General features: G+C 61.6%; 13 protein-coding genes and 1 pseudogene. 6 read left to right on the top strand and 8 right to left on the bottom strand.

Annotation, left to right across the window (positions count from 1 at the left end):
- Positions 1 to 105: 105 nt before the first annotated feature.
- Positions 106 to 1,569 carry an NCS2 family permease gene (locus sake_RS07400; protein WP_129359529.1) on the top strand — a complete coding sequence of 488 codons (1,464 nt, stop codon included), beginning with the start codon at positions 106 to 108 and terminating at the stop codon, positions 1,567 to 1,569.
- 96 nt (positions 1,570 to 1,665) lie between these two features.
- Here sake_RS07400 and sake_RS07395 read toward each other — a convergent pair whose 3' ends face one another.
- The gene (locus tag sake_RS07395; RefSeq protein ID WP_129359530.1) at positions 1,666 to 2,499 is read right to left on the bottom strand and encodes a carbon-nitrogen hydrolase family protein; all 834 of its coding nucleotides are present in this window, start codon (positions 2,497 to 2,499) and stop codon (positions 1,666 to 1,668) included.
- A gap of 125 nt (positions 2,500 to 2,624) precedes the next feature.
- On the opposite strand from sake_RS07395, the gene sake_RS07390 reads away from it, so the two are divergent.
- A complete protein-coding gene (locus sake_RS07390) occupies positions 2,625 to 3,281 on the top strand; it encodes a GntR family transcriptional regulator (protein WP_129359531.1) in 657 nt (218 codons plus the stop codon).
- 40 nt (positions 3,282 to 3,321) lie between these two features.
- Here the strand turns inward: sake_RS07390 and sake_RS07385 are convergent, their stop codons facing one another.
- The gene (locus sake_RS07385; protein WP_129359532.1) at positions 3,322 to 4,662 is read right to left on the bottom strand and encodes an MFS transporter; all 1,341 of its coding nucleotides are present in this window, start codon (positions 4,660 to 4,662) and stop codon (positions 3,322 to 3,324) included.
- Between the two features lie 129 nt (positions 4,663 to 4,791).
- On the opposite strand from sake_RS07385, the gene sake_RS07380 reads away from it, so the two are divergent.
- Positions 4,792 to 5,472, top strand: a complete 681-nt coding sequence (locus sake_RS07380) for a DUF2848 domain-containing protein (protein ID WP_178945727.1) — start codon at positions 4,792 to 4,794, stop codon at positions 5,470 to 5,472.
- A 144-nt stretch (positions 5,473 to 5,616) separates the two neighbouring features.
- Here the strand turns inward: sake_RS07380 and sake_RS07375 are convergent, their stop codons facing one another.
- Together sake_RS07375 and sake_RS07370 are read right to left on the bottom strand one after the other, a co-directional pair.
- Positions 5,617 to 6,678 carry a Gfo/Idh/MocA family protein gene (locus sake_RS07375; protein ID WP_243155662.1) on the bottom strand — a complete coding sequence of 354 codons (1,062 nt, stop codon included), beginning with the start codon at positions 6,676 to 6,678 and terminating at the stop codon, positions 5,617 to 5,619.
- Complete coding sequence (locus sake_RS07370) at positions 6,675 to 7,502, bottom strand: sugar phosphate isomerase/epimerase (RefSeq protein ID WP_129359534.1); 828 nt, start codon at positions 7,500 to 7,502, stop codon at positions 6,675 to 6,677. The genes sake_RS07375 and sake_RS07370 overlap by 4 nt, the downstream gene beginning before the upstream one ends.
- 225 nt (positions 7,503 to 7,727) lie before the next feature.
- Here sake_RS07370 and sake_RS07365 point away from each other — a divergent pair, with 225 nt between their 5' ends.
- On the top strand, positions 7,728 to 9,362 hold the full coding sequence (locus sake_RS07365) for a glycoside-pentoside-hexuronide (GPH):cation symporter (protein ID WP_165000958.1): 1,635 nt from the start codon (positions 7,728 to 7,730) through the stop codon (positions 9,360 to 9,362).
- A 13-nt stretch (positions 9,363 to 9,375) separates the two neighbouring features.
- The gene (locus sake_RS07360; RefSeq protein ID WP_129359536.1) at positions 9,376 to 10,554 is read left to right on the top strand and encodes a Gfo/Idh/MocA family protein; all 1,179 of its coding nucleotides are present in this window, start codon (positions 9,376 to 9,378) and stop codon (positions 10,552 to 10,554) included.
- A gap of 105 nt (positions 10,555 to 10,659) precedes the next feature.
- On the opposite strand, the gene sake_RS07355 is transcribed toward sake_RS07360, so the two are convergent.
- Positions 10,660 to 11,517 (bottom strand): sugar phosphate isomerase/epimerase, encoded by an 858-nt coding sequence (locus sake_RS07355; protein WP_129359537.1) that lies wholly within the window; start codon positions 11,515 to 11,517, stop codon positions 10,660 to 10,662.
- 284 nt (positions 11,518 to 11,801) lie between these two features.
- A complete protein-coding gene (locus sake_RS07350) occupies positions 11,802 to 13,346 on the bottom strand; it encodes a sulfatase-like hydrolase/transferase (RefSeq protein WP_238147591.1) in 1,545 nt (514 codons plus the stop codon).
- A 265-nt stretch (positions 13,347 to 13,611) separates the two neighbouring features.
- Between sake_RS07350 and sake_RS07345 the strand changes: the two genes are divergently transcribed.
- Positions 13,612 to 15,555 (top strand): aconitate hydratase, encoded by a 1,944-nt coding sequence (locus sake_RS07345; RefSeq protein ID WP_178945726.1) that lies wholly within the window; start codon positions 13,612 to 13,614, stop codon positions 15,553 to 15,555.
- A gap of 115 nt (positions 15,556 to 15,670) precedes the next feature.
- Here the strand turns inward: sake_RS07345 and sake_RS07340 are convergent, their stop codons facing one another.
- On the bottom strand, positions 15,671 to 17,065 hold the full coding sequence (locus tag sake_RS07340; protein WP_178945725.1) for a D-serine ammonia-lyase: 1,395 nt from the start codon (positions 17,063 to 17,065) through the stop codon (positions 15,671 to 15,673).
- A gap of 296 nt (positions 17,066 to 17,361) precedes the next feature.
- Positions 17,362 to 19,103, bottom strand: a pseudogene (locus tag sake_RS07335) (FAD-dependent oxidoreductase).
- Positions 19,104 to 19,108: the final 5 nt, after the last annotated feature.

Raw genomic sequence — 19,108 nt, 5'->3', positions numbered from 1 at the left:
TCTCCGCCGTGACAAGAGTTCCGTAAGGGTAAGAATTCACCGTCGCCAATCCCCACAAACAATCTCCATTTCAATTCTGGGAATGGTAGGGAAAAGAGGCACCCAATGGCTGTAGTCAACCTCAAATCCGAAAAGAAACCGACGGGACGGCGTTCCAACCTGGACCGCTATTTCGAGATCACCGCACGTGGGTCCACGGTCAAACAAGAGCTCCGGGGCGGACTCGTGGCTTTCGTGGCCATGGCGTACATCGTCGTACTCAACCCCCTGATTCTCGGAGCCTCACCGGATGTGGAGGGGAACAGCCTCGACTTCGGACAGCTGACGGCCGTGACGGGTCTTGTGGCGGGTTGCATCACTGTGCTCTTCGGCCTCGTTGCTCGGCTGCCATTTTCTCTGGCTGCCGGATTGGGTATGAACAGCTTCCTCGCTGTCTCCGTGGTGCATGACGTGACCTGGCCGGAGGCGATGGGGCTGGTCATCATCAATGGGGTCATCATCGTGTTCTTGGGGGCCACGGGCGTCCGCACGGCTATCTTCCATGCTGTTCCGGCGCCGCTGAAGAAAGCAATCACCGTGGGCATCGGTCTGTTCATCGCATTCATCGGATTCGTCAATTCGGGTTTTGTCACCCGAACCCCGGACGGCCCACCGGTCCAACTCGGCCAGGGCGGCTCCATCACTGCATTGCCCACGGTCATATTCGTGTTCGCTCTTCTTCTGATCGGCGTTCTGGTCGTCCGTCGAGTGCCAGGTGGAATCCTCATCGGCATGGTGGTCGCAACCGTCGTGTCGATCATCGTGCAGGCCTTTGCACATTTGGGAACGGTGGGGGACCCTGTTCATCCGGACCCCCAGGGGTGGAACCTGAGCGCTCCTGAAGTGCCCAGTCACATCGTTGCACTGCCTGATTTCGGGCTCGTCGGCGCTTTCGACCTTTTCGGATCCATCGAAAGAATCGGCCTGCTTTCCGTGATCATGCTGGTGTTCACCTTGTTGTTCACCAACTTCTTCGATGCCATGGGCACCATGACGGGGCTCGCCGGCAATGCCGGTCTCGCGCGTCCGGACGGCACTTTTCCCAGAATCCGCCAAGCATTCATCGTCGAAGGCATCGGCGCTATCGGAGGGGGCGCCGCTTCGGCCTCGTCCAATACCGTATTCGTGGATTCGGCCGCGGGCGTCGCCGAGGGTGCCCGAACCGGCCTCGCAGCTTGCGTGAGCGGCGGCCTATTCCTGGTGTCTATGTTCTTCACCCCGTTGATCGAGGTGATTCCCATGGAAGCCGGTGCTGCGGCCCTCGTCGTCGTAGGGGCCATGATGGTCATCCAGATCCAAGAGATCGAGATGAACGACTTTCGCGTCTCGCTTCCGGTTTTCCTGACCATCGTCTCCATGCCGCTGACATACTCGATCGCCAATGGAATCGGCGTCGGATTCATTTCCTGGGCCGTGATTCACGTGCTCACGGGCAGAGGCCGTCAGGTGCACTGGTTGATGTGGTTGGTCTCAGCGGGATTCCTGCTCTACTTCACCCGCGACGGGATCACCGCGCTCCTCGGGGGATGAGGAAGTGCTTGTACTGCGTCTCCGGGGCCGATCCTGGTCGGCGGTGAACCCCGAGGTCGCCCGGATTTCCACCGGCCCGGTGTGCAGCGATACCGCTCACTCGGCTACTACCGCCACCTCGCCCTCGAGGAGCGAGTTCGCGAGCACCGGAATCGCAGCACGCGTCTGACGAACGACGTGGGGAGACAGCTCCGCGTAGATGATTTCGTCACCGGCGTCGGCGGAAGCGATCAATTCTCCCTTCGGACCTGCCACGTACGAATGTCCCACTCCTGTCGGGCTGTCCTGGGCTGCTGGGGCACCCGTGATCCTCGGATCCGCCTGGCCGCACGCGAGTACGTATGCCGTCGCATCCAATGCTCTTGCTTGACCGAGCAATTCCCACTGTTCGATCTTCCCGGGGCCGGACCCCCACGATGCGGACACGACGATGGCGTCCGCACCCGAGCGCGCCTGCGCCGTGAAGAGGGGAGGGAACCGCACGTCATAACAGATGGCCAGCCCTATGGTGAGATCACCGAATGAGAACGTGCGGATCGTCTGGCCGGGCGAGACGGAATCTGATTCCTTGTGCCCGAACGCGTCGAACAGGTGGACCTTGTCGTAATGCGCGGCTACGGCGGTGCCCTCGGGATCAACGCCACGGGCCACGAGCGTGTTCTTCACGGTGCCGTCGGTTCCGGGGCGGAACATACCGGCGATCACGGTAACCCCGTTCTCGCGGGCGATCGCCTCGAGGCGCGTTGTCCAAGGGCCACCGAGTTCCTCGGCGGCAGCCATGAGATCCGTGCCAAATGGAGTCTGTGTCGCTTCGGGGAAGACGACGAGGCTGGCGCCGTTCTTCGCTGCCTTTGCCGTGCGGTCGGCGATCGTGCGCAAGTTCGCACGGGGGTCCGCCACCGAATTCATTTGCACGAGTGCTGCCTTCATTGTTCTGCTCCTTCATCGTGTTCGGATGTGTCTTCGTCCTGCGATTTCGTGTGATGTGCTTCCGGTGTGTCCGATGCGGTGGGCACCGGGTTCGTCATGGTCCGGTACCGGTAGGCTTGTGAATCATGCAGAAGTTAACGGGACCCACAGCACGCCAGAACGCCTACGATCGTCTGCGTGATCTCGTTCTGACCGACCCGTCCGTGCAAGGAACCTTTCTCAATGAGGGAGATCTCGTCGACAAGTTCGGGCTCTCCCGCACTCCCATCCGCGAGGCGCTCATCATGCTTGCCTCCGACGGACTCGTGGAACTCATTACCCATCGAGGTGCCTACGTGCGTCCGAGCGATGATCGGGCAATCCGGGAGACGATGGAAATGCGTACCCTCATTGAGCTCGAGGCGGCCCGCCAGGTTCTCGCCTCCGGCCGAGTGCCCTTCGAAACCATGTCCGACCTCCTGGAACAACAGGCGAATCTTCAGGTCTCCTCGGAGACGGTCCCGGACTTCATCTCTATAGATCAGCGGTTTCATGCGGCGATGGTGGACGCCCCCGGGAACAGAGTGATGTCGGATTTCTACACCCGCCTCCGGGTGATGCATGTGCGATTCGGTATCTCGGCGACGTGGACCAGCTCGCAGCGTCCTGCCGAAGTGCTCGAAGAGCATACGCGTATCCTTGAGGCCCTGCGTGCCGGTGACGCAGCAGAGACCGAAGTCGCGATCCGGCACCACATTGAACGGACGCAGTGCCTTCTGCTCCACGAAACCCCGATCCCCTGAGATTTCCGCCAGGTTGCCGTGCTGGCCATTGGATTCGATCTCAGGCATCGGCAGTGCTCGCCTGTACTTTTTCGAGGTGATCGAGATCTTCCTGCACGTTGTTGTCGCGTCCGAGCAGTAGCCCGATGATCGTGAGGACACACGTTCCGGCCAGGTAAACGGCAACCCACGCCCAAGTGCCCGTCGTATCGAGGAGCAGCGTGAACATCATCGGCGCGATCGCTCCACCGAGCACACCGGCGATGGTGTAGGCGAGCGATGAGCCGGTGTATCGCAGCCGCGGAGAGAATTGTTCGACGACGAATGCCGCCTGGGGGCCGTACATGAGCGAGTGAAAGAACAGCCCGATGGGAATGCCGATGTACATCCACAGCGCGCTGCCGGCCTGCAGTTGGGAGAAGAAGACGAACGTCCACACGACCGTGCCGACGGCCGAAATCCCATAGAGCAGACGCCGGTTGATCAGGTCGGAGACGTATCCAGCCAGCGGAATGCATACGATCTGGAATGCGGAACCGAACATCACTGCGCCGAGGACGGTCGTTCGGTCGAGATCGAGGACGAGGGTGCCGTAGGTGAGGGTGAAGACGGTGAACAGTGCGTACGTGACGTCGGGGCCGATGCGGGAGAGAACGGCCGCAATCAGAGGCCGCAGCTCGTCTCGGAAGAGTTCGGAAATGGGCTTCTCCGCACGCTGTCCGGACTTTTCCACGGCCTTGAAGACAGGGGTGTCCTCGAGCTTGAGACGGATCCACAGTCCGAAGAGGACGAGCACAGCGGAGATGAGGAAGGCCACCCGCCACCCCCAGGCGAAGAACGCGTCCTCGGACAACAGCAAGGTGAGGCTCGCGAAGACACCGTTGGCGAGGAGATTTCCGGCCGGTGGGCCGATCTGCGCGGCGGAGGACCAGAAACCGCGGTAGCGCGGGTCGCCGTATTCGCTGGAGAGCAGGACAGCGCCACCCCATTCGCCCCCGACGCCCACACCCTGCGCAAACCGCAGGAGCACGAGGATGAGCGGGGCGAAGAACGAGATGCTTTGGTACGTAGGCAGCAGCCCGATGAGGAATGTCGAGGCGCCGATCAGGACCAGAGTCCACACGAGGACCTTCTTGCGGCCGACCTTGTCACCGAGACGCCCGAAGACGATCCCGCCGAGCGGGCGGGAGACGTACCCGACAGCGTAGGTCGAGAAAGCGAGGAGAACGCCGACCATCGGATCGCCCGTGGGAAAGAAGAGTACCGGAAGTACGATCGCGGCTGCCGCCGAATAGATCGCGAAGTCATACCACTCGAGCGTCGTGCCACTGAGACTCGCGGCGAATGCCTTGACGAGGTCTTTCTTGGTGACAGGTGGACGGGCAATTGTCGATGTGCTCATGACTGCCTTTCGTGTCGGTGCCGTGTGACGCTTCACACGCAATGATTGCGTCAACGTTATACTGGTTGTATACAATGAGACAACCCGGTCCGATCGGTCGCGGTTACCCGAGAAGGAAGTAGGCCACCAATGCTCAGATTCGAACTCCCCGATGGGTCGACCACCGACGTCGAAGTCACTCGCCTGTTCAACGCGGGATACGCCGGACGCGATCAGTCTTCCGTACAAGCACACATCGATGAACTCGCCGAACTGGGCGTTCCCGTCCCCGCGGCCATCCCTGCGCTCTACCCGGTCTCGCCGTATCTCGCGCAGCAGACGGAAACCGTCGCGGTGCAGCGCGGAAAGTCTTCCGGTGAGGCCGAATGGGCCATTGTTGTGACGGATGGGGGGGTGCTCATCACCGCCGCATGCGACCAGACCGACCGCGACCTTGAGACTTACGGCGTGGCGTGGAGCAAGAACGCCTCGCCGGATGTTCTTGCGAAGAAGGCTTGGCGCCTCGACGACGTCGCGGACCACATCGACGACATCCGGATCGAGGCATGGGTTGCCGACTCCACGGGCGAGGAGACACGGATTCAGGACGGCAGCTTCGCTGAGCTCCTTCCTCCGGAGCATTGGCTCGAGCAGCTTCGGGAAAAGGGATATGCCCATTCCGGGACTGTCCTCATTTCAGGCACGATCCCCATGGCCCCCGGTGTCGACCAGTTCGCCTCGAAGTGGCGCGTACGCCTCACGGACCCGACCAACGGCAACACGATCGAACTCGCATATGCCGTGGAGCCGATGCCTGAGCCCGTCGGCTGAGGACCTCGCGGGGAACAAACTGGAGTGACTGCCCCAAATTACTTGTTCAGGAGAACCGATGAACCACGCTCTTAATGCAGATGCGTTCGCCGCGTACGGAAAGGTTCTGGGCAGCACATTCCAGGCCGGCGATGCCGTACGGTTTCACACCAGATAAGGGTTGGTCGAGTCCAATTCCCGTCCGGCCCTCTCGGGGAATCCGCCGGCGCCGTCGTAGGCGGCCTTCACGATGCGCAATGAATTCATCGCTTCGTCCGGGTCGATCCAGAATTTCTCGCCGGCCTCGAAACCCTCGTAGAAATCCCTGATGAGTTCGACGTGGGAGGATCCCCAATATGCCTTGGACCGGTCCGATGGAAGGCGCTCCTTGACCACTTTGTCCGGCGTGCCTTCCCCCGTAATCAATAGTTCGGTTCCGGACCGCATCTGTCCTCGCTCCATGACGACGTCCATGGTCACGGGGAGATTCGCTGGGGCTGCATTGGTTGCCATGAGGACGCTCCGCACGCCGGACTCATGAGTCAGGGTCAAGGCTGCCGTGTCCTCGACCTCAATGATTTCGTTCAAGGCATCGGTGCCGACTCGCCCGCGTACGTCGACCACGGGACCCATAATCCACTGGAGCAAATCCACCGTATGGATTGCTTGGTTGATCAGCAGCCCGCCACCGCTTCCGGACCATGTGCCGCGCCACGGTTTGTCGGTGTAGTACTCGGGCGGACGGTGCCATGCGACGGTCGCCACGGCTCCTTTGATCGCGCCGAATTCGCCGACCTCCACGACCTCTTTCATAGCCCGTGCCGAGAGGTTGTAACGATTCTGGAAGCACACGCCGACGCGCGGCCGACGTCCGGCACGGCCGAGGCCCGGGGTCCTGGCGGCCTCAGCAATCCTCTCCGCACTAGCCAAATCGGAACTGAGCGGTTTCTCGGTCAGCACGTCGCACCCGGCTCGCAATGCCTCGAGAATCACGGGCTCGTGCTGACCATGGGGTGTCGTGACGTGTACGACGTCGGGGGTGAAACTTTGGAGTGCGTCACCGACGGATTGGGCGGTGGGCACCCCGAGTTCGAGTTCGGCTGCCGTCCTCCGCTCCGGGTTCACGTCGCACACGCCCACGATGCGGGCGTTGGGCATGGATGTGAGCGCCTCGGCGTGCACAGCGCTCACGGAACCGTAGCCGACAATCAAGGCACGAAGAGTCACTGGTACCGGATCCCCTTCTCCTTGAGCAGGTTCGTGAAAGCCGTGTGTGCCTCGGTGAACAGTTCGGGTCCGGAGAAGCCTCCGAGCTCGTGCGTTGTGGACAGATGCGGTTCGAGTGAGAAGAACCCGTCGAATCCGTCCGCGACCAGGGCATCCAGGGTCTCGCGCAGCTCGCCGTCGCCCTCGCCGGTCACGACCACTTCGCCGTCGGACAGGTGCGCGTCCTTGACTTGCACATACTCAAGATACGGGCGGATCTGGGCATAACCCTCGGAGTAGGGGCGCAGACCGCACTGTACGAAGTTCGCGGAGTCCCACGCCGCCCGGAGCCGCGGTGAGCCGACGCTCTCAAGGATGTCCGCGCACCGACGCGGGATGTCGCCGTAGATCTTCTTCTCGTTTTCGTGCAAGAAGGTCACGCCGCCTTCCTCGGCGACGTCGGCGAGTGCCCGCATGCGTTCGACGACCTTGTCCCGATGGCCGTCCGGATCCTCGCCGTCGGGCATGAAGAAGGAGAAGATGCGCACGAACGGCGCGCCAAAGACGTGAGCGACGTCGACCGCTTGCCGAGCACGCTCGAGATGGGGGTCGATGGGGTCGTGGATTCCGATCTTGCCGATCGGTGAGCCGATGCTCGAGACCTTGAGGCCGTGTCGATCGAGGATTTCCACCGCTTGCTCGAGCTGCTGGTCGTCAAGGTCCAGAACATTGGTATCCCATGCGCTGCGGAACTCGATGTATTCGAGCCCCAAGGAGCGCGCATGGGCGCACTGGGTTTCGAAATCCGGCGAGATTTCGTCGACAAATCCAGACAGAGTCCACATGTACTTCTCCTCATTGAGTGACGTCTTCCGGTCTCCAGCCTGGCCTAACCGGGAACGCGCGACAATCGGTTGCCATTTGTTGCCTGGATCACAGATCTGACGTGGGAAGCGGCGACGACAACAAATGGCAACCACTAGTTCGCAGGAGCGGCCGGCCCCAGGATGTAGGAAAGCAACGGCCACTTGTGGCTTGCGACACTTTTTTGACAGCGAAGGATGACAACGATGTCACACCCATCCGTTTCCGAGACCGAAGCGTCGACCGCTACGGCCCCCTCGAAAGGCGCAACCCAAAAACTCCCGCTGCGGTCCTTCCTGGGTTATGCGGCCGGCGACGCGGGCAACAATCTCGCGTTCAACATGGTCAGCACGTTCCTGCTGCTCTACTACACGGACGTCGTCGGTATACCGGCCGCTTATGCTGCCCCGATCTTCCTGATTGTCCGCATCTGGGACGGGATCGGGGACATCGTCGTCGGGCGCTGGGTGGACAAAACGGTCAGCCGGTGGGGCAAATTCCGTCCATGGATCCTCTGGTCCTGCCTACCGCTCATGCTGACCTCGGTATGGGTCTTCTCGCTTCCGGAAGCGGACAGCCTCACGATGAAGCTGTTCTGGGCATATCTGTCCTACGGAATCATGATGATGTTCTATTCCATGGTCAACATCCCGTACGGCTCGCTCGCCTCGGCGATGACCCAGGCGCCCGTCGAGCGTGCAAAGCTCGCGACCTTTCGAACCATCGGTTCCCAGGTCGCGGTCATGTTGATTGCTATCGTCGTGGCCCCGCTCGTACAACGCTTCAGCGCGGCGAACCTGTATCAGGACAAGGTGTCCGCACTAGGCGGCGAGGAGAACGCAACGGATGCGCAGCTGTCCGCGGCCAAGGCCGCGGCGGCCCACGACGCAACCACGGGCCTGCAGGGATCGTTGACCACGATCACCCTGGTCTTCGTGGTGTTGGGCGTCGCCCTGTACGTCTTCACGTTCTTGACCGCCAAAGAACGTGTGGTGCGCCCACCGGAGGATCAGGTCAGCCTGAAGCAGGCCGTGGTTGTACTGGCCAAGAACAAGGCGCTGATTTGGCTGTCCGTTGGTTCGATCATCGTTCTGACCTCCCACGTATCGCTGCAGACAATGGGCATTTACTTCGCTCGCGACGTCATGGGCAACGCGGGCTTGTTCTCGATTCTCACGCTCATCCAGACCGCGTCGATCTTTGTTGCCGCGCCATTCATCGGACGCGCCGTCGCGCGGTACGGCAAACGCTTCGTTTACTTGTCCGGAGCCGTCGCTTTCATGCTCGGAGGGATCCTGGTGTTCCTGTGCCCGCCGTCCATGCCCTGGCTCGCGTGCGTCGCATTCTTCTTCCTGGGCCTTGGTGTCGGGTTGCTCAACACGCTGATGTGGGCCATGGAAGCGGACACTGTCGAGTACGGCGAGTGGAAAACCGGTCGCCGCACCGAGGGCACCACATACGCTGTTTTCTCGTTTGTCCGGAAACTGGGCCAGGCATTCGGCGGTGCCGCCGCGGCGGGGCTGATCGGCTTGACCGGATACGTGGGAGGCGCCGCGGTGCAGTCCGATCACGCTGTCTTGGGCATCCGGCTGACCGCGGGGATTCTGCCGGCAGTCCTATGTTTGATCGCTTTCTTCGTGATGCTTCGCTATCCGTTGACCGATACGTTGTTCAGCCGGATCGTGGAGGAGAACGAGACGCGCAAACAGATGAAACTCGCGATGTCCGACGGACGAGCCGTTGTTCCGCCCGACACGGACGCCGCGCAGGGCACGGAGTCCGGAAACGACAATCACGGCGAACCGGTTCCGGAGACGACATCACAACAGACCGAGAAATAGAAAGAAGACACACATGACATCCACGGGAACCCAAGACACGGTTCGCCTCGGCATCATCGGATACGGTGCGCAAGGTTCCACTTATGCGACATTCATTGCCGAAGGCCGCGTGCCGCACATGAGAATCGGTGCGGTCTGCGACACGGACCCTGAGCGCCGCGCACAGGCCGAGCGAGATCACCCAGGGGTCACGACTTTCTCGAGCTATTCCGACGTCCTGGCATCGGGGAACGTCGACGCCGTGGTCACGTGCGTACCGCATTACCTTCACCCGGAGATGGGAATCGAGGCTCTTCGTAACGGGACACCCGTGCTGGTCGAGAAGCCAGCGGGCGTCTACACGAAGCAGGTGGCCGAGCTCAACCGGGTCGCAAAGGAGACTCCCGACGTCCCGTTCGCGATCATGTTCAATCAGCGCAACAATCCGCTGTACCGCAAAATCAAAGACGTCATTGATGCTGGGGATATCGGCACCCTGCGTCGCACCAACTGGATCATCACCACGTGGTGGCGCCCCCAGGGCTACTACGACCAGTCCGCGTGGCGGGCCACCTGGGGCGGTGAGGGAGGCGGCGTCCTGGTCAATCAGGCTCCGCACCAACTCGATCTGCTGCAGTGGATGTGCGGGGTTCCCCGCTCGGTCTTCGCCAAGGCCGCTTTCGGTTTCCGACGGAACATCCCGGTGGAGGACGAAGTGACCGCCGTTCTGGACTACGGCAACGGCACGACCGGTGTCTTCATCACCGCGACGCACGATCTGGTGGGCACGGACCGTCTCGAAATCCTGGGCGACAAAGGCAAGATCGTGGTGGACGGCTCGAAGAAGGCGCACATCTACCGCCTGCGCGACGACGAGCAGGAGATCTCCAAAGGACTCGATATGGAGGCGGTGCGAGGACTATTCCAGGGTTCGCTCGATCCGCACGATTTCTACGAGGAGGAGGACCTCGAATTCGAGTCGGTATGGGGCGAACAACACACCGGTGTCCTGGAGAACTTCGCGCTCCACGTGCTGGATGGGACGCCGCTTCTCGCGCCAGGCTCGGACGGGATCAACGGGGTCCGGCTCGCCAACGCGATCCACCTGTCCGCGTGGAAAGGGGAGGAGGTGCCCCTGGATTTCGATACCGAAGAGCATTTGGCTCTGCTGAATCGGCACATCGCCGAGGAAGGGACGTACCCTCAGCGCTAGTCGGGCTGCTCCTCGTGGGCCACGTGCACGGGCCACGCGCTGCAAAGGGCCTGCCGATGACCATCGGCAGGCCCTTTCCGTGATAGCCGTGTCAGGGCTCAAGCTTCAGTAACCGATCGAGCGGAGGTATTCCCTGGAATCGGCGAGGCAGTCGAAAGGATCGCGTCCGTAGAGCTCATCTTGCTCAACGAAGAAGTGTTCCGCTCCGGCTTCGAGCGCCGCCGGCAGGAGCTCCGGCCAGTTCATATTGCCGGCACCGACTTCCGCGAATTGGGGAAGAAGGGCGAATCTGCGCATGAACTCTGCGTGAGCCTCGGGCGTTTGGTCCTCGAGGAGCGCCATATTCTCCGCAGGCAGCGGGACCACCCGATAATCCTTGACGTGGATGAGCTTGCAGACCCCCGAGTACTCCTTGAGCATGTCCAGCGGGTTCATGCCTCCGCGCTGCACCCAATGAAGGTCCACCTCGAATCGCACACTCGGGGCGAGACGCCGAACGATGTCGAAGATGCGCTCGCCGTCGAATTGGGCCAGATCCACGTGGTGGTTGTGGTAACAAAGCGTGATGCCTTCGGCGGCCAGACGTCGCCCGGCCTTCTCACACTCGCGCCCCCACGCTTCGCAAGCCTCCTTGGACGCCATCGCATCGAACGGCATCATCCCGATGCGGACGAATGAGACGTCGAGCCGCCGGCAGTCCGAGACGACCTTCTCGAAATCGGTGTCCAGGGCGTCGCCGGTGGCCGTTGCGGTTTTCTTGAGCGCTACGGAGAGGGCCCCAACGCTCAGGCCGAGCTCGCGGACGCCGCGCTCGAGATCGTTGGTATTCGCCTCGTTCATCGGGATCTGGGAGACCTCGACCGACTCGTATCCGAGGCCCTTGATCCTCTCCAGGACAGGGAACATGCCCTCCACGGCAACTCGGTCCTTGAGCATCATCATCTGAACACCCAGCGTCGTCATCTTCGCTCCTCACGTTCCGGTGCCCGCGGCGGTGCGGGTTCGGCTTCAGGTCTACCGGTGGGGTGTAGCGCAGGTCACGCGATTGCCGGGGGTTGCCGCGGCCTGATGGTCGATCCGCGACCCCGCCCCAGCTGCGCTCGCCGCCGAGGCGACACGGACTCATCGTCGCTGATGCAGGGGGTGCGACGAACGACCGTGGGTTCACGTCTTTCCTCGCAGCTGCCGGAAGGTCGGCTTCATCCTCAGGCGTCGGTCGCCCGCCCACATGCTCGTCTTTGCGGTTCCTAGCTCCTGACGTGCTCGCCGTCCCACGCCTTCGTGTAGAAGTTCTTGGAGCGCGTCGTCAGCAGCTCTCTATATTCCTGAGCGGTCAGGGCCTGAGCTGAATCTTGAGGAATACTGTCCGTGAATCCGGAGACGCCCAGCCCTGCCGAATGGTCCTTCAATTGCAGGCCGGCGGCCTCGAGCATCGTCGGATACATGCTGAGCTGGTCCATACCGGGACGCAACTGACGATTCCGGTCTTCACCCGGCACCCACACACGATTGAAGATGCTGCGGTTGTTGTTCTTGTCCAGCTCCTTGTGGAAGGAATCACTGGATGCCATGTGCTTGAGGTGGTCTCCCTGGATAACAACGGCGGTGTCGTCCAGATAGCCTTTTTCCTCCATGTAGTTCACATAGTCGACAACTTTTTCCATGGAACACTGGTAGACCGATGTCAGCTTTTTGTTCGTGTCCACCTGACAATAGTCGTATACCGTGGTGGGTTCGTGGGTGTCCAAAGTCAGCGTCGAAAGATTGAATGGCTGTCCAGTCTTTTCGGAATCGGCGTGCAACTGGTCGATCTCGTCCTTGGCGTGGTCCAATAGTCTCTCGTCGCTGAGACCCCAATCCTCCCGGAAGTTCTTTTCCGGCTCACCGGCAGCCTTCCAATCTGCCAGGTCCTTGGTCTCGTCGAAACCGTGGTTTTGCAAGAACGTGTCCTTGCTGGCGAACTCGCCGCCGGCTCCGCCCATGAACACGTTCTTGTACCCCTGTTGTTTGAGTACGTCACCCAAGCACGTCGTGCCGTTGAGGTAGGAATCGATGCCGTCCGGAGGAGCGGTGTTCCCACCGCCGTACCACGGTGAACTGGTTCCCTTGAGCGGGATACCGCACTGCGTCGAGACCATCCCGGCCATGGTCCAGCCTCCGCCTTCGTACTGCTGATAATTCTCGACGCTCTGCCAATCTGCCGTCCGATCTTCGAGAGGGGCATAGGGATCCTTCTCGAACAGGTTTTCGTCGCCCAGGGTCTGTTCTCCGGATTCGAGATAGATATTCACGATATTGCGTTTGTGCGTGGAGTCGGTGATCTCCGGCTCGGCGTAGTAGTCTCCGATGTCCATGTCGGAACTCGCCGCGCGGACGAAATCGGCCAGACCCACGCTGCTCGAAAACACCGATGTTCCGGTCACAATCAGGATCAGGACCAAGCTCGCGGAGAGTGCCCGGGTCATACGACGTGTCGTCCGCGGACGCGGATCCCAAGAACCAAGCCGCCTTTTCCGGATACGGAGGAGATGGACAAGCGCAATGGCAAGAGTAATGACCGCCGGGACGACGACGATTCCGAAGAACCCCAGCCATTCACTGGCGAAACCGTGCGATAAGTCGACGTCCTTGACGCTGGTCGCCATCTGTCGAACACTGACCTCACCCCAGAACCAATGGATTCCGAGGCCGGCAACGAGCAGCACGAGCCCGAACCAGATCACGAGATAGAAGAGGACCATTCCCAAGATGGCGCCGATTCGTCGGCTCGGTTTCGGATACTTGGTGGGCACAGTCACTCCTCGGCTTCAATCGCCCGCATCGGTCTCGTCCCGCGTCTCGGCGGCCTCACACGATCGCCCAGCCTAGCGAATTTTGAAAGGAATATGATGTCTCATGCGGGGGCGAAGACCCAGAGTGGCCCCGGACCCCGGGCACGACGCGGGCGGGACGGTCCGACATCCGCGCTTAACCTTTCGTTTCCTGGGGCATAGCCTGGGGTCAGGGGCCCGGGTCAAAGTTGACTCGGTGCTCATCTCGAGCCGGGAGGGCAGGATAGTGTCTCAGAACGTCACCCAGAAACTCATCGCGAATCATCTCATCGAGGGGGAGATGACGCCAGGCGAGGAGATCGCCCTGAAAGTTGACCAGACCCTTACCCAGGACGCCACGGGCACCATGGTGATGCTCGAATTAGAGGCCATGGGCCTGGAACGCATTCAGACCGAGCTGTCGGTGCAGTACGTGGACCACAACCTGTTGCAGACCGACGAGAAGAACCCTGACGACCACCTGTTCCTGCAGTCCGCGGCGCAGCGTTTCGGCCTGTGGTTTTCCAAGGCCGGTAACGGGGTTTCGCATCCGGTGCACCAGTCTCGTTTCGGCCGGCCTGGTGCCACTATGATCGGTTCCGACTCGCACACGTGCGCTGCGGGCGCTCTGGGGATGCTCGCGGTGGGGGTCGGCGGCCTGGAGGTCGCGATGGCAATGGCCGGTCAACCGCTCTACGTGACCATGCCCGAGGTTTGGGGTGTGGAGTTGACTGGCGAGCTGCCCGACTGGGTCTCGGCCAAGGACGTGATCCTGGAGATGTTGCGTCGTCACGGTGTGAAGGGCGGTGTAGGCCGCGTGATCGAGTACCACGGACCAGGCCTTGCTGGACTCACTGCCATGGACCGGCACGTGATCGCGAATATGGGAGCCGAACTCGGAGCCACCACGAGCGTGTTCCCGGCCGATGACGCTGTGCGGGATTACCTCGCCGCAGTCGGCCGCGCCGACGACTATCAGCGGATCGTGGCTGACGACGATGCAACGTACGACATCGAGGAGCACATCGACCTGTCCTCCTTGGAACCGCTCATTGCCAAGCCTTCTTCCCCGGGAAACGTGGTTCCGGTGGCCGAGGTCGGAGACGAGGACGCCTTCCAGGTCGTCGTCGGATCCTCCGCTAATCCTGGGCTCCGGGATTTTGCGGTCTTCGCGGAGATCCTGGAGGGTCAGCAAACAGACTCGCAGGTTTCTGTTGACGCCAACCCCACCTCACGGGAGGTGCTCGCGGATCTGATCGCGGGTGGCTGGTTGACTTCGCTCGTTGCCTCGGGGGCCCGTATCCACCAGTCAGGCTGCATGGGATGCATTGGTATGGGTCAGGCCCCGGCGAGTGGCCGGAATTCGTTGCGCACCATGCCACGCAATTTCCCGGGCCGTTCGGGCACGGAGGAGGACGCTGTGTGGTTGTGCTCCCCGGAGACGGCGGCAGCCGCGGCCCTGACCGGGAAAATCACGGATCCGCGAACCCTTGCCGAGAGTCACGGCATTGAATACCCGAGACCGGGGATGCCCGAGAGGTACAGCGCCAACGAGGACATGCTGCTGCCTCCGCTGGACAAGGACCAGGCGCTTCAGGTTGAGCTTGTGAAGGGTCCAAACATCTCATCGCTGCCGGAATTCGAGCCGCTCGAAGATCGACTCGAGGCTCCAGCGCTTTTGGTTATGGAAGACGACGTCTCGACGGACGAGATCATGCCTGCCGGTTCGCGCGTGCTGCCGTACCGCAGTAATATCCCCAAGATCGCGGAGTTCAGTTTTACCCGGATCGACCCGACATATCCGGAAAGGGCAGCCCAAGCCGACGGAGATCATGTGGTGATCGCAGGAGACAACTATGGCCAGGGTTCATCCCGCGAGCATGCCGTGATTGCCCCTCGCTATCTGGGGTTGCGTGCCGTGATTGCCAAGTCCTTCGCGCGGATCCATTGGCAAAATCTTGCCAACTTCGGCATCCTAGCCCTGGAATTCGACGACCCGGCGGACTACGACGCCGCTTCACAAGACGACGTGGTAGTGCTCGAAGGACTTCACGACGCCCTATCAACCGGCCGCGACATCACGGGGACCATCGGCGGTCGCAAGACGTTGCTGCACCATAGGCTCTCGGACCGCCAGGTAGAGATGGTGCTGGCCGGTGGTCGAATCCCGCTGACCGCGCAGGCCGTCTAGGTTTGCCCGCCCATGGCGGATTCCGCACCGGTGGCCCTCCGGTGCGGAAACCGTCCGCTGTTCCGGAGCCTGCCTCCGCGCATGACCTCGTCAAGCGCGCAGCATCCCGGTGACGTTACATTTCCTGGCTGGAGCCTCGGGCGACGAGTGAGCTGAACTCGGCATCGGGCATCATGTTCCCGCCGGTGAGCCAGGCCATGTGAGTACCGTTCTCGATCTGGGACCGGGTGATGCCGCGAATGCCGAGAGTCGAATCGTCTAGGGCAGCAAAACGAGTTGCACCCACGATGCCGGCGCATGCGGAGGGCTCAACGCGGAGGCCTTCGGCATGGTGGGCAGCGGCGAGGGTCCGGATCAAAGCCTCGTCGTCAACGGTCACGAACCCCGTGATCTCGGAGCCTATAGCCTGGCCTACCAACCCGGAAGGACGCTGCACGGCGAGCCCGTCCGCCTCGGTGGAGCCGTCCAGCCCAATTTCCTCGACGTGGACTCCGTCATCAAGCCCGGTCAGGCGCCCAAGAAAAACCGCGGGCGCGTGGGTCGGCTCAACGAAGATGCAGTGTACGTTCTCGCCGAATTCCTGTTTGAGCCCGTAGGCGATTCCACCCGGCGCGCCGCCCACCCCGCAGGGCAGATACACGAACAACGGCTGGTCCGCTGTCACGTGGACGGCAGCAGCGCGCAGTTGACCGGCCACCCTTGCGCCCGAGACGGCATATCCCAAAAAGAGGTCCAGGGACCTCTCGTCGTCGATGAAAAAGGCGTTGGGTTCCAGCTCGGCCGTTTCGCGTGCCTTGGTCACGGCCACGCTGAAGTTGCCCGCATGTTCTACGACCTCAGCCCCTGCTTCGCGCAGTTTTGTCTTCTTCCAGGCCTTGGCATCGGCAGACATGTGCACGGACACGCTGAACCCCAGAGTCCGACCCATGAGCCCGATGGATAACCCCAGGTTGCCCGTGGATCCGACCACCAAGCGGTATCCGGAAACGATCTCGCGAATGTGGGGATCCATGAATTGAAGGGCCCCCTCGCTCAGCGGGAGACCGTGTCTTTGCAGCACACGGTGGCCCAGAGCAAAGACTTCGTGGATGCCTCCGCGAGACTTGACCGAAGCGGTTACGGGCAACTCGTTGTCGCACTTGACCCACAAATTCCCTGGGATTCTTGAGCCGAGAACCGGATGCAATGCCTCCTGCAAGTCTCCGACGCTCAGAAGCCTCGACTCGATGATTCCGTTCCACTGTTTGGTCTCCGCAAACATCTCTCGGACCAGTGGTGCGTACCAGCGAAAGCGCTCGGCGGCTTCGGCCAAGTCAGTCGGGGAGGGGACAGTTGCGGGGCCCGACGACGGGGCCGGTGCTGATGTACTCCCGAAAGACTCGGCGGCCTCGCTCGTCTCTTCTGGGCACGGGATGGTTTCCGGTGGTTGGATCCATGCCGTTTCGGTTCCGGTCCGCAAAGCGTTCAGTACGCCGCGCGCACCCGATTGGAGGTGGCTGTCGTCAAACATCGGATCCCTTTATGCATTCACGGTTGGTCTTCTGCCTCGAGTATGTCAGTTTGCGGCCATGGCCTCGTAGCCGGAGGTTCTTCTGGGCCTGATCTGCTCGACCCTGCACGCAAGGTGGCCATTGAGCAGAAAGCTTGGTTATTCGCACTTTTCGAACGCCTCGCCGCCTCAGCAGGGGCCACCGATTCCAGTGCGCTTGAGACCCGGCTCTCACTCGGGCGTGCCGACCGCTGGTAGATCGGGGAGCCATTCGGCGCGGTTCGCTCATTCGACCGCCAGGCTTCGGGCACCCGAGCTCACAGCTCCGACTCGGCCGCAGCGACCTCATAGGCGGAGGCACCGGACAATTCTCGACCCACTACATATCCGAAAGTCAACGCCGGGCCCAAATTGGTGCCTCCCGCGGGGTAGAAACCGCCCATGATCGAGGCGCGGTCGTTGCCGGCGGTGTAGAGACCCGGGATAGCCGTACCGTCTTCGTCCAGGACATTTCCATGCCCATCGGCTGCAATACCGTCGAAAGTTCCGAAGCTGCCGGGGACGACTTTGACCGCATAGAACGGTCCCTTCTCGATCGGCGCGAGACTTGGGTTGGGCTGGACCTTTGGGTCTCCACCGTACCGATTGAATTCTGTCTTTCCGCGGTGGAACTCGGGGTCTTGACCACGGCGGGCCGCACGGTTGAAAGCACCGACCGTCTCCTCGAGATTGACAGGGTCGATCCCGCATTTCTGCGCGAGCTCTTCGAGGGTCTTCCCCCGGATCAGATAGCCGCTACGGAGGTATGGGGTCAGCGGAATGGGCAGTGGTTTGGCCATCCCGAGCGGGTACTTCCGGACGAATCGTGAATCCGCGATCTGCCAGGACTGGACCGGTTCCCCTTCAGGAACGGTCTTGAACATGGCATCCACGTAGTCGTAATAACCGTTCGCCTCGTTGACGAACCTCTTGCCGTTTCGCAGCACACCGATCGACCCGGGTTTGGCGCGATCCATGATGTGAGGGAATATGCCTGTGGTTCCGTTGGCGTAGGGAACGAGCGAGACGGGACACCAAGCGGCCGGAGAGGCGAGGTTCTTGGCAAAGGCTCCCCCTACACTTTGTGCCAGCTTCAGGCCGTCCCGGTGCACGCCTCCGGCGCAAGGGAGTGGTGTTCGTGGCCAGAGGGCGTACCGGGAAATAGTTCTTTGCGGAGTTCGACGTTCTGGGGGAAACCGCCAGTGGCCAGGACGACGCCGGAGCTTGCGCTGATCGTGAATACTCCTTCGGGGCCCCGAACCTTCGCGCCGCGGATACGGCCGTCCTCGGTCATCAGCATCAGGCCCTCGGTGTTGACCAGGTACTCGACTCCCAGGTCGGCACCGGATTGGGCGAGGCGTCCGATTAGTGCGGTTCCATTCACCAACTGCATATTTCGGCGGTGAGCGAGAAGATCCCACATGTGGGGGAGTACCCGCTTGGCCGAGTGAAGCCACCCTTGTGGGCTGAATTGGGAAGCGGCCAAGAACTGAGAAAGGTCCGGTCCGGCCATGATGCCCATTCCGAGGAAGGATGTTTCATATTTTTGGTGCCGCAATTTCTTCAGCAAATCGGGGTCGATGTTGCGTGCATTCCACGGTTTGGGGCCCACCGAGCGGTGCGCGGTGCCCGCTCCGGGCAATTCTCCGTAGATGTCCTTGATCTTGGCTCCGGGAGTCCATTGGAGTCGTGTCTTCTTCTCGAAGAATTCCACCATGCGCGGAGCGGCGTCGATGAATGCGTCGATGTTGTCGGACTGGTAATAACGGCCGATCACGCTTCTGAGATAGGTGCGGAATTGCTCCGGAGCCTCGACGAGGCCATCGCGTTTGGCGAAATGTGTGCCAGGCGTCCATGCCCACCCGCCCGACCAGGATGTTGCGCCTCCCATCACGGCATCTTTCTCGGCGACGATGACCTTCATTCCGTGATATGCGGCAGTGACTGCGGCAGCGAGCCCGCCGGCGCCGGAACCGATCACCAGGACGTCGCAAGACAGGTTCGAGGGTGTGCAGGACATGAGTC

Origin of the sequence: Kocuria sp. TGY1127_2 (genome assembly GCF_013394385.1) — a bacterium.
Lineage (GTDB): Bacteria > Actinomycetota > Actinomycetes > Actinomycetales > Micrococcaceae > Rothia.
The sequence above is the reverse complement of the archived record's forward strand: the minus strand, read 5'-3'. Positions and strand labels throughout refer to the sequence as shown.

Coding starts and splice junctions, on each gene's coding strand:
- sake_RS07385 (WP_129359532.1), bottom strand. CDS start 4,662: ATGAGCACATCGACAATTGCCCGTCCACCTGTCACCAAGAAAGACCTC.
- sake_RS07370 (WP_129359534.1), bottom strand. CDS start 7,502: ATGTGGACTCTGTCTGGATTTGTCGACGAAATCTCGCCGGATTTCGAA.
- sake_RS07380 (WP_178945727.1), top strand. CDS start 4,792: ATGCTCAGATTCGAACTCCCCGATGGGTCGACCACCGACGTCGAAGTC.
- sake_RS07340 (WP_178945725.1), bottom strand. CDS start 17,065: ATGTTTGACGACAGCCACCTCCAATCGGGTGCGCGCGGCGTACTGAAC.
- sake_RS07390 (WP_129359531.1), top strand. CDS start 2,625: ATGCAGAAGTTAACGGGACCCACAGCACGCCAGAACGCCTACGATCGT.
- sake_RS07355 (WP_129359537.1), bottom strand. CDS start 11,517: ATGACGACGCTGGGTGTTCAGATGATGATGCTCAAGGACCGAGTTGCC.
- sake_RS07360 (WP_129359536.1), top strand. CDS start 9,376: ATGACATCCACGGGAACCCAAGACACGGTTCGCCTCGGCATCATCGGA.
- sake_RS07400 (WP_129359529.1), top strand. CDS start 106: ATGGCTGTAGTCAACCTCAAATCCGAAAAGAAACCGACGGGACGGCGT.
- sake_RS07365 (WP_165000958.1), top strand. CDS start 7,728: ATGTCACACCCATCCGTTTCCGAGACCGAAGCGTCGACCGCTACGGCC.
- sake_RS07395 (WP_129359530.1), bottom strand. CDS start 2,499: ATGAAGGCAGCACTCGTGCAAATGAATTCGGTGGCGGACCCCCGTGCG.